An 11,805-nucleotide genomic window follows, 5' to 3' on the forward strand; every position below is an offset into this window, starting at 1 on the left:
AGGGCTGGTTTCGGGAGGCATCGGTTCATCCGCTTGGCTGTTCGCAAGAGCGCAAATCAAGCTCGCATCTTATTCAAATTATGTATATCTTTCATGACTTTAAATTTAACGAAGTAGAATTATGCGGCTCGTGGCTTAATTGAAAACAGGAAACTTCAGCAGAGTAGTACTCCTGGAAGGTCGGATCGTTCGGAAGGTCGGGCGCGAGAACAACGGGGGCGAGTTGCGGCCACCGCGGGGTCGTCGGTGATCAATTAGCCGATCCCGATCGATAGAACAACAAATTTTCTCCGGATTTAACGCGCTTTTTTGTTCTGCCACGGGTGGTTCCTTGGGTCAGGCGCGTTTCGGCCGCCCGTGGATGTGCGACTAGGCCGGCGCACGGTGCCGGTGCCGGTGCCGGTGCCGGAGCGTGGAGTTGATCGAGAGCGCGCATCTGGGATCCACCGGGCTGGGTGTCGGGCGGGCGGCAGCCTGCACCGGCGCCAGGCCCGCGGCGCGGCTTCAGGCAGGCTTAAGATCCACCTTATCGTAGACCTCCGCCAGCGACAGGGTGCAACCGACGCTGGGCAGGGGCACGCTGTCGGTCAGGGCGGAATAGTCCGACAGGGTCCAGCGGCCATCGTCGCCTCGGCTGAACAGTTCCACCTGGACCTGGTGTTGGGAGACCAGGAGGTACTCCCTGAGACTTGGGATTTGGCGGTAAATGGCAAATTTCTTGCCGCGGTCGTAGGCCTCGGTCGAGTCCGACAGCACCTCCACGATCAGGCTGGGATTGAGCAGCACGTCGCGGCGGCCATCCTGAAACTGATGCTCGCCACACAGGGCAATCAAATCCGGGTACTTGCCGGCGTCGGCGGGGCGGATGCGCACCTTCAGGTCGTTGGCGTAGACCTGGCAGGGCCGGCCCTTCATCTGGGTCCGCAGTTCACTGGCGATGTTGACGACGATGGCGTTGTGCTCGACGCTCGCCCCGGTCATGGCGAAGACCTCGCCGTCCAGGTACTCGCTGCGCCCCTCCAGGGACGCCCGCTCGCCTTCCAGCCAGTCATCGAAGGTCAGTTGCAGTTTGGGTTGCAGGGACATTGGGCAGCTCCGCGGTTGGGGATGAGGCGGAGTATAGACCCGCGCCCGGGTCGGCCGCTTTCGGTTCAGTCGCGTCAAGCAGGCTCAGACAGGAGAGGCCAACCGCAGGCGAGTACAGGGACAGTCAGGACTCGGTCAACCCCTGCATCTGCCGCCACACCAGCCGGACATCCCCGGGATCAATCCGGCCAGCCAAGGTGGAACGCCCGAGGATGCGGCTCCAATCAGCTCGATCGGAGCGCTCCACATGGTCCTTGAGCCGGCCGGCATCCTTTGGATCGAGTCGGCCGTGCTGATCCCGATAGTCGGCACCCACGGCCTCGGCGAGTTGGCGGGGGACTCCCAAGAGTCCGGCGACGGCTGCCTCCGGTGTGCGAACCCCGTACTGGATGTAGGCCGGCAACATCTGCTGTTCGTCCGTACTGGCATCCATGACCGCGCTGTTGGAAAGTCCCAGACCGCGTAGATAGGCGTGCGCGCCCCAGGCGACCGTCATGGCGATCGTGCTGTGGACATAGACGCCGGCTTGACGCACCCGGTCGTCCGGTCCCTTGCCGGGAAATTCTATGGCAAGGTCTTGTACCGAGGTGCCGTCCATCCAGCCTTGCACAACACGCGCGACGGCCGCGGTATCCATCTCACCCGCTCCTTTGCCGATCCCGAGATTCAACTCGGGCAACCAACGCAGCGCCTCAATGAGGTGTTCTATGCCATCCGCCTTGTTGGCGAGAACGGCGCCGGGACCTTGCTGCAATAATGCATCATGGCGAATGGCGGCATACAAGGAATCGAAGCTGAAGGTACGATAGGCATCCTTGAGGGTCGTCGCCTCACTCGCCTTCGCAAGTACGTCCAACAGGGCGGAGCGGATATCATCGCTCAGGGCGTCCGCGTACCCCTCCCATTGGCTGCGGTGATCCTGGTTGACGAAGACGACGAGCCCCTTGTCGGCCATGCCGACGCGACCGGCGCGACCGGCTATGTTCCAGAATTCACCGGCGGTTAGGTCACCGCCGCCGTACGGTTTGTACACTGAATGGACCAGTACGGTGCTGACGGGGAAGTTCATGCCTTGCGCCAGGGTCGAAGTCGCGGCGATGAACCTGATAGTACCGGCGCGGACTTGGTCTTCGATCAGGAAACGCAGTTCCGATGACAGGGCAGCGTGGTGGAAGGCAACCCCTCGGTCCAGGCAACGCGCCAAAACCGAGTCCGTACCGTAATCAGCTTGGGCCAAGGCGATAGCGAGCCGCAGTCCCGGTGTCGTCTTCGCGGGGTCAAGCAGGTCACAACCTTCGGCAATCTCGGCCGCCGCCTTCTCTGGATTAGACTTGCTCGCGCTGAAGAAACCCAGCACGGGTCCCAAGTTGACAAAGCGACGCGCCAGATAGACCAGCTTTTCACGAGCCGTCAAGAGCGGCCCGGAATCGGCGGCCACCGGGAGTCTTGATGGCCGCGGGTCAGGCCGCTCGCTATGCGGCTCACGCCAGGCAATCTCGAAGGCACGGTTAGGCTTGCGCCCGGCGAGCTTGGCGAGTCCGATCATCAGTCGGGATGGACGCCAGGCGATGTTGATGGGGGCACCGCGGTCACCGCCCAGCCAGGTAGCAATCTCAACGGCGTTATCGACAAAGGGGGTGAGGAGTAGCAGGCGAATGTCTTTGTATTCACGGCGGAGATTTGCAAGCAACAACTCCAGGCGAACACCCCGCTCCCCATCCCTCAGCAGATGGGCCTCATCGACAACGATCAAGCGCACCCGGTCGAACCAGCCACGATGGGCACGCAGCAGGAGGTCCGTCTTTTCCGGCGTGGCCACGATCACGCCGTCTGCCGATTGGAGCAAGCCGAGTTCGTAGGGATCCTCCTCAAAGGCACCGCCGGCGGCCGATACCGCGATCCCCAGGGAACGCAAATCGCTATTGAGCGTTCGGCGTACCTGGGTTGCCAAGGCTCGCGTCGGCGTCAGATAGAGGACCCGTGAATCTTGACCAAATGATTGCAGGCTTTGCAGGATGGCGAACTCCGCCAATAGGGTCTTGCCGGCGCTGGTCGGCATCTGCAAGACCACGCAAACCCGCACCGGGTCGAGCAGACTTTCCCGCAGTGCCTCCTGTTGAGACGGCATCAAACTGAAGATCGGGTGCTCCCGCCCGGCGGCCATGAGCGCACTCAAGAGCTCGTTCATACGGGGATAGAGACCCTGAGCGATCTTCCAGATCGAGTCCGAATAGAGCCGCCAGGCGACGACCTTGACCGAGGCTAGCCAGGCCAATGCCTCCGGATCCCCGGCGGCCTCCAGATAGTCCTCTGCTCTGGTCAACAGGCGCTTGAGTTCGGGCTCCAAGTCCCGCCGCTCTCCGGAAGCGTCGGCGACCGACCCCGCCAGCATGAATTCGGAAAGTCGCATCGCGAGTTGGGCTAGGTGGTAGAAACCCAGCAGGGTGAGTGCATCGCGCCGCCCGCTCCCGTTACGCGACTCAAGCCATTGACTGTCATGCCCTTGCTGAATGGCGGACAGTCGATCGATGATGGCATTTCCTTCAATGAGGTCTGCACGACTTCCCTGTCGCGCAATGGCTAAGAGCGCGTGCGCGACGTCATCGCGCACCTGCTCGGGCCAAGGTTTGTCACCCCCGCTTGGGAAGCCGGATACACGACGCAGGAAAGCGCGGACTTCAGTGTCGCGGCGGGCCAGATAGCCGGCAGCTGCATAGGCCAGGAGATCATCGAGGGACGGAGTGCCGCCCGCGGCAGACAATGCCTCAAGATAGGCGTCCCAGGTTTGAAAGACGCTAAGGTCCGGCGGCCCGGGGTCAGCTGGCGTTCCACGCTGTTGCCGGTACAGGTCTGCGCTGGCCAATGCGTCCTGCAACCCGGCAACAGCGGCAATGCGCAAGCGACCTACGGGGTTTGGTCGAACCGCCGGGTGCGATTGCACCCCCAATGCCGCAACCAGGCGCGCGCCGTCCACATCGCGGACGAGTTCGCTAATCTCGGGGGTCGCGTAGAGGTCTTTCAGGACCGCACTCACGGCTTGCGTGCCTCCGTGAAAACACGACGCCCGAAGGGCTCCAGTGGGGCGCCGAGCGAGACGCAAAGGCCACGCACCCCGGCGGGCTCGAATCGCGACTCGGCTCCGCGCAAGGACGTAAGGTCGTCCAAGTGCGCCTCAACGACCCCGCGGACGATCACCGGACAGACCACGAGCGGCGGAAACGAGTCCCGACCCAGGGTTTCCAGCATGGCGAGCAACTTGGGCGCAAAGGCCGTTGTATGAAGCAAGGCGAACATGGCAGTCAGGGCGCGGCAGAGTTTGTCGGGCTCGCGGGGCACCCGACAGCATTCTTCAACGAGAACCTGGGCCACATCGGGCGGACGCTGGTCGTGGTCGGAGCCTTTGACTTGGACCAAGACCAAAGCCGCCGCGCCGTCGTCCAGATCCAGCAATCCCCACCCGTCGAATCCGAGCACCGGCTGGTTGGCGTTGCCTTTGGTCGCCTGGGGACTGGCCGGGAACTGGACCTGATAGGCGTGTGCCAGAACGTCTTGGGCGATCAGTTCGGCCACCTCGGACCGGTAGTTCCTGAGTGCCTGGGGTTTGCGCAGCTCGACATTCGGATCAGGCATCCCGGCTCGGATCGCCCCCCTGATGGCGCCCAGATCGAAACGCAGTTCGGTGCCGCCGTCAGGCTCCGGGAGATTGTCGAGGAACTGCTCCCCGTAGGACTGGCGAGCGCGCCGGACAAGCGCTGCCAGGACTGCGCCGCCATTGGAATCCAAACCCACGGCACACCGGGACACCGGGACACCGGGACACCGGGACACCGGGACACCGGGACACCGGGACACCGGGACACCGGGACACCATCCAGCGATGCCTTCCAGGACCGGTGTCCGCTACTGCCACGCAACCTTCCAAGCGACGCCCCCTGTCGACTCCGTCGAAGTTCCCACTAGCTTAGCGATGATCGCGACCGGGCGATAGTCGGAGCGAGCGAAGGATGGCTCCTGTGCGGGTGGTGCCGGCGCATCCGAGTCCGGGAGCGGGCATGACCTCGGAAAACCTGCCCGCGCGCTAGTCCGCCCGTAACGAAGCCCTCACCCGCCTGTTGGCCCGTTCCTCGGTCTCAGACACCAAATCGCCATCGCGCCTGCCTCATGGACAGGCGCTGCGAGGGGGTTTCCATCATCCTGGAGCGCAGCAACACCCTGTTCAGCAAGGCAACCGTCTACCACCTGGTCGACGAACGCGAGCCGCTACTCGTCATCCAAGTCACCGATCCGCCAGCCGACCCGCTAGACTTGGCCAAAGCCCAGAGCTTCCTGTCAGATTTCTCGCCTGACCGAAGCGGCGCGGGCGTTCCGCAGCGATACCGACCACTCACAATAAACCCAGGGGAAACAAATGAAAGATCTGGAGTTCATCAAGCAGCGGATGGAGGAAATACTCGGCAGCAAGGCCTCGACCAACCTGAAAATGCCGTTCATCCCGCATATTCACATGAGCCTGTGCGTCAGCGAGTCCATTCAGGATCGGCTCGCTGCCAATGACTATGAGAAGCTGACCTTGATCATCCTCTGCCATGACCTGATCATGGAATACGAGGGCTTCAGCTTCCCGGATGGGGTCTTGGCACTGCTGAATCAGTATGCTGTCGATCTCGCGGACCTGCGGATCGTGTCGTTCAAGCATCTGCGCGATCAAATGGGGCACAACGACTGGTCGACCATCGTGCCGGTGTACGTGACGCGACTGGTGGACTACAACAATGAAGTTTGCATAATCCACAGCCTGATCTGCTGGACCAATCACATCATCTATTGCGTCAAGAACAATGATCTGGCCTACCTGGGCAATCTTGGAATCATGTGCGCTGAATTCGACCGGCAGTTGACCGCTAATCTCGCGACCTATGGCTACCAGGAATTGATCGGCGAGCTGTTGAAGCAATACAAACTGCAATTGGAACTGGCCGGGACGGCCATGCATCCGGCTGAGGCATCGCATCTGTAGCCGCAGCCTTGATCATCGTTCCGGCCGTAGGGTCGACAAGCGCAGCGCAGTTTACCGAATTCCGCGCCGCCGCTGGTGGACTGCGCTGAGCTTGCCCACCTTTGGCAACAAATCTGTTGCCAAGAAAGCTAGCAAAAGAACCATTGTCAAAAGGGCCTTGATCATAATCCCGGCCATCTCACCGACAGTGAGGCCGCTGGTCCGCATAGCGGACCCTACGGATCGCGGCCTACCCGAAGGGTCCGCTGTGCGAACCGCCGCGCCCGGCCGGAACGACGATCGAGACCGCGCTCGGCGAGAGTCACGAGGCCATCGCGAGGCGCCGCGGCATGATCGTCGGCCTGTTGGATCAGGCCAATGCTTCCTGGATGGCGAGATTGGACGCGCAGTCCAGGCGCCGTGCCAGCCAGCCGTCGAAAAAATCGGTTGCCGACGCCGCAGGGTGGACGAAGCGAAGTCCATAAATCTCCCCGCCGCGGTTTGTCGGCCGCATTGCCCGCATCTACCCTAGGAAAACGCATCGATCGTGCCTGTGGGATTCAAACCCAGCCGGCCCTCACCCGGTGACGTGGTACAACAGGCGGAAAATCTCCTTGATGGACGAGGCCGACTCGTCGAGATAGAAGACAGACCCGGTCGGATTAAAAATGAAAACAACGTCGTCCTTATGGCGCTCAAGATATTGCTCGCCGTGCTGAATCATCGCAGCGCCGATGCCGCGATTCACGAACTCCTCCACCTCCTTTTGTCGCTTGCTATAGGTATTCTCGACTCCGAACCGGACCTCCCGATACTTCCCGGCGTCGGAATCGTTGGGATCGATGTTGGGCTGTGCCATCCGTTGCGGGTTGTGCCCAGGCCAGGGATGGCAACAGGAGTCGCCTGCCAACGGCGTAAAAATTATGTGCTCGCTTCACAAGGCCATTTGCTATCCTTGCGGAAATTGAGGCAATGATTTCCGAGCGCCGCAACCACGCGCTACAAATGCGATACGTGTCCAATATTGCCGCCGACCGTACCCTGAAGCCGGGCGCGATGCCTTCGGGGGTCCGGCAAGCCACGCGCACAGAGCACGATAAACGGTCGTCGGCGGACGGAGAACGCCCCGGGTGATGTCCTCGGGGACGACGTCCTGACCCGCGCCATCACCCGAGGTGATCATCATGAACAGCCCCATGCTGCGTCGCACCAAGCTCATGGTTCTCGCGCTGGCCCTGGCGCTCCCCGTCGCCTACGGCGACGACGGGGGACCGGTCGGGAACGACACGGTCACTATCGGCGGCGACCAGTTTTCGGTGGACCCACGGCAGGGCGCGCTGAACTATGGCTACACCTTCTTCAAGGGTAACGTGAACTACGGCCAGACGCCCTTCAGCCTCGCCCTGCAGTATCAACAGGACGGCGCGGGCAGCTACGTCGGGAACTTCACCGACAGCAACAGCCACGCCCACCCGTACGGCGCCAGCGCCTACCTGCCAACCGCGCTGCCGCAGACCAACCAGCTCAATTCCAGCAACGACGACGCCGGCGGCATCTGGGACCTCAACCTGCCGGTGCTGTTCGTCAATACGTCCTATGCCTCCAGCTTCTACGGCACCCACGCGGGGTCCAACAACTCCGACCAGCATCCCTATGTCACCGCGTCCTTGACGCTGGAGGACACCACCTATCAGTACCTGACCCCGATGGCCTGGTTCAGCGACGATGAGATTCACCCGGTGCCCTGGGACGTCTGGACCGAATCCTTCGTCGCCCACGCGCGGCCGCTGTACAGTAAGGACACGAGCTTCCTGACCATCGCGACCTTCGCGCTGTCGGACCTGGGCGCGGGTTATTCCCCACCGAGCGACACCCAAAAGGGCATTCGGGTGCAGGACAAGGCCGGCACCACCTACTATTTCGCTCCCGCGGTGCTCTACGGGTGGGAAGGCCCGAACGTCTACAAGCCGAGCTACAGCCCGAACAACAACTCCACCACCCCCAAGATGGACCAGTTGTTCGTCTACCGCATCGCCCGCATCGTCTCCCCCACGGGGCTCTTCCTGCGCTTCGCCTACACCGACGACTTCACCGGCAACGCGGCCCATACCGTCAACATCTTTGATACGATGGGCAACCAGATCGCCCGTGTCGCCGCCAACACCCACGACGTCACCGTGTCGGTCGCCGACGCCACCGACACGCTGCGGGACATTTATCAGGTCAAGTTCACCGGCGCCGATTTCCGGGTGAGATCCATCGTCAATCTGTCCAACGCCCGTGCAGTGGAGTACGCCTACGTCACCAACCAGTCGGTGCCCTATTCCTGGAACAACCAGACCGTCCTGCGCAGCATCTCCAACACCTACACGGGCCATTCGACGACCATCGCATACCAGCAGTTCAACGCGGATGTCTACGATGCCGGCTGCAACAAATTCCTGCTTGGCGAGATCGCGGTCCAGTCGGTCACGAATGTCGACGGCAGCGGCACCGAACTCAGCAAGGCCAGCTACGACTTCGGCTTCGGCAACAGCGACAACTCCAACTTCATCATGCCCCGAAAGTCCGGGGACAAGACCTACGGCTCCGGGCTCAATCACTGGCTCGACGGCCTCTATTATCACGAGAACCAGGACAGCAGCGGCTGTTCGTCCTCGGACACGGTCAATCCGGTCGACCTGACCTACGGCACCACGGTCACCACCACCTACCCGGATACCGACCGCAACCGCACCCAGACCTTGGCCTACGACGCCTACGGCCGGAGCCTGAGCGACGCGGTGACCGCGAACGGCGGCTGGAACAACGGCCAGCCGATCACCGACACCAGCTACAGCTCCGCCCAAACCCCGGCCCAGTTGCAGGCGTTGGGCACCTATTCCGCCCTGCCGATGGCCTTCGCCTCGCCGGCCTCCACCGTCAGCGGCATGAACCTGTGCACGCTGAACGGCAGCCTGCTGTCGGATCCCGGGGACCCCGAAGACTGCATGATCTATCCCACCCAGACCTGGGTCTACGACACCGCCGGCAACCCCACCCTGGAGACCTCGGTGCTGGGCCAGGTCACTGAGTTGACCTATGTGCCCGCGGCCGCTACCAACCCACCCAACGAGCGCCTGACGGCCACCGTCAAGACCCATGCCATCGGCAACGGCGGCGCGTCCTACCATCTGGAGACTTACGACTACCAGAACCTGGCGGTGGCGGCTTCACCGGACGGCGTATCCTGGGCCTTGGCGCAGATGACCCTGCCGGTCTCCAACACCGAGACCCATTTCGACGCCGCGACCAGCTACGGCTACGGCTACGGCTACGGCTACCGCACCGACGGCACCGGCGGCTACATCGCCGGCAACAGCGCCCAGCCGGTGCTGAACGGCATCGCCACGCAGCGCACGCAGGCGGACGACACCGGTGTTTCCGACGTGGAGTCGCTGACCACCGGTTACACGCCAAGCCTTACCACCACCCCCGGCGCGCAGACCGTGCTCGCCATCCATTCGACGCTGACCGGCCAGGCCAAGGTCGGCGGCACCGCCGGCCGCAATCGCGGCGGTTCCTGGATCTCGTCCATGGGTTATTCGATCCAGGACTGGGACGGCCTCGGCCGCGTGACCGCCCAGACTTACGATGCCTATGGGCGGGTCCTTTCCAAGACCTACCTGCCCGGCACCCCGGTGCAGCAGCGCACGACCACCGCCTATGACGATGCGCTGAGCCTGACGCCGCAGGCCATCAACGGCACCGTCGCGCCGCCGACGCTGTTCAGCGTGCGCAAGACCGACCCTTACGGCAACCAGAGCATCCAGACCTAATGACGCGCGCCAGCGCCAAACCGGCACCTTCGAGCAACGGGTAGGGAATGCGCTGGTGCAGACCGCGGGCTATCTGTCCATCAGCGCCTCCGACGACCGGTTGGCGGCGGCGGTCCGCTACGGCAGCGGCTGGCAGGAGCAAGAGGACTATTACTATGCCCACGGCGCGGCCATCCGGGTCGCCACCGTACCCAGCGTCGGCCTGGCGCAGGGCCGGCTCATCGACGGCCTCAACGGCAACACCCTGGATTTCGCGTATCAGCCCGGCGCCACGCCGAGCACCATCGGCAAGATCTTCGGACCGGTCAGCATCCGCCACAGCGACCCGCTCAGCCATCTGCTGCTCGCGGAGGCCGAGATCGACGCCGGCGCCGCCACCGCGGCCCTCTCCGGCATCGACCTGGCCAACGTGCCCGCCGGCTGGGATATGACCAATATGGGGAATAATCTATGGGCATCCGGTCAGCGACTGGGCCCAGTTCCCCTCGCGGCCTTGTATTCCGCCATCGGCAAGGTTCCCGGCAATGCCATCACGCCGTCCAACGCCGACAATCTGCTGGCCTACACCACCTACGGCTACGACGAATGGAACCGGCGCGCCTCCGCCACCCGCTATGCCTTCTACAACGCCGGCACCGATCCCAACAACGCAAACCAGGTGCTGTCGAAGACGACCACGGGGCTGGCATACCAGGGCTGGGCGCGGGCGGTGACCACCACCTATCCCCAGGGCCAGCAGGACATCCGCACCTACAACCTGCAGAACGGCGTGCAGAGCGCCCAAGTGGCCGTGAGCGGCGTGATCACCGACTTGGGCAGCATTGTCCACGACGGCTTGGGCCGGGTAGTGCAATACCAGGATACCCTGAACGGCGGCACCAGCACGGCCACCTATGCGCCCGGCACCGGGCTCTTGACCGCGACCACCGACGCCTATGGCAATCAGGCGGCCCATACCTTCGACCCCACCAGTTTTCTACTGACCGAGACCGTTCTGACGCCCGCCGCGGGCGGCCCCCCCATCACGGTCGAGCGCAGCTACGACAACCGTCTCCAGCCCACCGAGATCACGGACAACCAGGGCGCCGTCTACGGGCGGTCCTATGACACCGATGGCTCCCTGGCGGCGGTGACCACCCGCTATTACGGCCAGACCATCAACGACAGCGGCGATGACTACGGCCTCGGTTTCGACTACGACGACTACGGCGACCTGGTGGGTATTGCGGATGCTTTCCTGCCCCCGGTGGGGGTGACGGGCCGGTGCGGGCAGAGCGGCGAGTCGCCCGCCTACTATGCGCTGAACCGCGACGGCCACGGGCGTCAGATCAGCCTGGCCTTGAGCGCGCAGCCGGGCAACAGCGGCTATTACGGCGTGATCCGTACCCTCGGTTACGACGCCGTCACCGGACTGCCCAGCGCGGAGACCGTCGCCAACCTGCCGCGTCAGCTGGACTGCGATCCGTCCACGACCGGGGACCTCAGCCTGGTCACCGCCCTGGGATACGATCAGAACCTCCGGCCGATCCTGAAATCCGTGACCCGCAGCGACCTGTCCGGCGCGGCCGCACCCCTACCGGCCGGTGTGGCGGATTTGGCCCTCACCGTGTCAACCGCCACCAAGGCGCAGACCAACCAGGACTTGAGCTATATCATCACGGTCAAGAACAAGTCCCCGCGGTTAGGCGGACTGCCCGCCACCGGCGTGACCTTGCGCTTTGTCCCGGCCGGTGCCGCCGCCGCGGGCCTGTCCTACACCAGCATCCAGCAGTTCCAAATTTGGGTGGCCGCCGCCAACAGCGTGTCGGCAGCGAGGCCGATGGTGGATGCGCTGCGCTTATCCACCCTACGAAACCGGCTCCGTTGTAGGGTGGATAAGGCGCGCCGCTCGGTCTCAGGGACTCG

The 11,805-nt window shown here is 63.3% G+C and carries 7 protein-coding genes and 1 pseudogene; 3 read left to right on the forward strand and 5 right to left on the reverse strand.

Features of this window, described 5'->3' with window-relative positions; genetic code table 11:
* Nucleotides 1-504 precede the first annotated feature (504 nt).
* The 3 genes from QZY03_RS16145 to QZY03_RS16155 form a co-directional block, all read right to left on the reverse strand.
* Nucleotides 505-1,086, reverse strand: coding sequence for a Uma2 family endonuclease (locus QZY03_RS16145; RefSeq protein ID WP_295582810.1), 582 nt, complete (start codon nucleotides 1,084-1,086; stop codon nucleotides 505-507).
* Between the two features lie 124 nt (nucleotides 1,087-1,210).
* Nucleotides 1,211-4,120, reverse strand: coding sequence for a DEAD/DEAH box helicase (locus QZY03_RS16150; protein ID WP_295582812.1), 2,910 nt, complete (start codon nucleotides 4,118-4,120; stop codon nucleotides 1,211-1,213).
* Nucleotides 4,117-4,875: a hypothetical protein gene (locus tag QZY03_RS16155; protein ID WP_295582814.1), complete on the reverse strand. Its 759-nt coding sequence runs from the start codon at nucleotides 4,873-4,875 to the stop codon at nucleotides 4,117-4,119. The genes QZY03_RS16150 and QZY03_RS16155 overlap by 4 nt, the downstream gene beginning before the upstream one ends.
* A gap of 619 nt (nucleotides 4,876-5,494) precedes the next feature.
* Here QZY03_RS16155 and QZY03_RS16160 point away from each other — a divergent pair.
* The gene (locus QZY03_RS16160) at nucleotides 5,495-6,103 is read left to right on the forward strand and encodes a hypothetical protein (RefSeq protein ID WP_295582816.1); all 609 of its coding nucleotides are present in this window, start codon (nucleotides 5,495-5,497) and stop codon (nucleotides 6,101-6,103) included.
* A gap of 349 nt (nucleotides 6,104-6,452) precedes the next feature.
* Here the strand turns inward: QZY03_RS16160 and QZY03_RS16165 are convergent, their stop codons facing one another.
* Nucleotides 6,453-6,596: a CDP-alcohol phosphatidyltransferase family protein gene (locus QZY03_RS16165; RefSeq protein WP_295582818.1), complete on the reverse strand. Its 144-nt coding sequence runs from the start codon at nucleotides 6,594-6,596 to the stop codon at nucleotides 6,453-6,455.
* Between the two features lie 63 nt (nucleotides 6,597-6,659).
* Nucleotides 6,660-6,941, reverse strand: coding sequence for a hypothetical protein (locus QZY03_RS16170; RefSeq protein ID WP_295582820.1), 282 nt, complete (start codon nucleotides 6,939-6,941; stop codon nucleotides 6,660-6,662).
* A 325-nt stretch (nucleotides 6,942-7,266) separates the two neighbouring features.
* Between QZY03_RS16170 and QZY03_RS16175 the strand changes: the two genes are divergently transcribed.
* Together QZY03_RS16175 and QZY03_RS16180 are read left to right on the forward strand one after the other, a co-directional pair.
* Nucleotides 7,267-9,900, forward strand: a complete 2,634-nt coding sequence (locus tag QZY03_RS16175) for a hypothetical protein (protein ID WP_295582821.1) — start codon at nucleotides 7,267-7,269, stop codon at nucleotides 9,898-9,900.
* A gap of 55 nt (nucleotides 9,901-9,955) precedes the next feature.
* Nucleotides 9,956-11,805 (forward strand): annotated as a pseudogene (locus QZY03_RS16180) (hypothetical protein); the annotation flags it as partial.

The organism is uncultured Lamprocystis sp., assembly GCF_903933125.1.
Classification (GTDB): Bacteria; Pseudomonadota; Gammaproteobacteria; order Chromatiales; family Chromatiaceae; genus Thiodictyon.

What these genes read in the sequence shown, in the direction of transcription:
- QZY03_RS16145 (WP_295582810.1), bottom strand. Translation starts at nt 1,086, where the DNA reads ATGTCCCTGCAACCCAAACTGCAACTGACCTTCGATGACTGGCTGGAA.
- QZY03_RS16160 (WP_295582816.1), top strand. Translation starts at nt 5,495, where the DNA reads ATGAAAGATCTGGAGTTCATCAAGCAGCGGATGGAGGAAATACTCGGC.
- QZY03_RS16165 (WP_295582818.1), bottom strand. Translation starts at nt 6,596, where the DNA reads ATGCGGCCGACAAACCGCGGCGGGGAGATTTATGGACTTCGCTTCGTC.
- QZY03_RS16170 (WP_295582820.1), bottom strand. Translation starts at nt 6,941, where the DNA reads ATGGCACAGCCCAACATCGATCCCAACGATTCCGACGCCGGGAAGTAT.
- QZY03_RS16175 (WP_295582821.1), top strand. Translation starts at nt 7,267, where the DNA reads ATGAACAGCCCCATGCTGCGTCGCACCAAGCTCATGGTTCTCGCGCTG.